Annotated in this window: 1 pseudogene; it reads right to left on the bottom strand. The window is 41.6% G+C overall.

Going from position 1 to position 1,158, the window contains the following annotated elements:
• Positions 1 to 1,158, bottom strand: a pseudogene (locus tag VXQ92_RS19760) (hypothetical protein); the annotation flags it as partial.

Genomic DNA, 1,158 nt, shown 5'->3' with positions numbered 1-1,158 from the left:
TTCATCAGATGTAACATGACGACTATCCAACATCGCAATTAGAACGACCAAGAGACATGGACGTACAACCACCCCTAGGGAGCCAGACATTGCAGATACAGCTAATGCATATTGACGGCGAGCGCCTGCGTTCCAAACTTCCTTATAAATAATCGCACCAGCCGCGATAACGAAAATCCCCGAAGCACCGGTATAAGCAGTCGGTACAGCAGCAGCAATCAGAATTAACCAAGTTAAGGTTTCTGGCGCCAAGTTCCATGGACGAAGTACATTTAAGAACAAGTCCATAACACGGGTTTGCGTGAGTAACATACCCGCCCAAATAAATAAGGCAAGATTTAAGAAGATACCCGAGAACTCAACCAATAAACCAAGGTAAATCCCTTGCCCCATTGGATAATCCATAAAGAACGTGAATACAATACCTGTAATTAGTGCCATATAGGCATATAAAGGTACAGAAAGTAAGGCTAAACCTATATTACCGCCTTCACGTTTTGGTGGAGGTGAAACAAATAGTTGATACAGACTAATTAAGGTCAGAACAACAAACAGAATCATCCATATCCAGTAAATCGTTACTGTTTCATAAGTAGGTGTTACCCCTGAATTAATGACTGAACGATACTGGCTAATGACCGAGAAGCTCAGTAGCGCATTACCAATCAACATAAATAGAGAATACACTTTGTAATCTATTTTTGTTGCTGGATTACGCAAGCCAATATGGTGGTATTTCAATGATGCAGTAATCGCTGAAATCAGTACCATAAAGACCAGTAAAATGGCACGGTTCTCTGTACCGAATTTAAAAATACCAAAGAAACCTGTTTCGATCGCACGATAAGTACGTACTCCCGGGTTTGCTTCGATATATTTAATAGTTTTGTCATAAGCTTGATATTTTTCTTCACATTGCTGCTGTGCTGCCAGTAAGGATGCACGGACATCACTTTCCGATGCTGCACCAAAGAAGCTCGCAAAATCATCAGATGCATTTGCTTTCATCTGCTCTTTTACTTGAGCATCAATATTCGGATGTCGATCACAAGTCGGCTTTTCAGGCTCAGCACGCAAGAATGAATATTGCATGCCTGTAGCAGGGTCACCATAAAGACGTTCCCCGATACGTAATAATTGACCGTGGATCATTTCCCC

Source organism: Acinetobacter sp. 228, from assembly GCF_048147885.1.
Note: the sequence above shows the minus strand (reverse complement) of the source record. Positions and strands in the feature narration are given on the sequence as shown.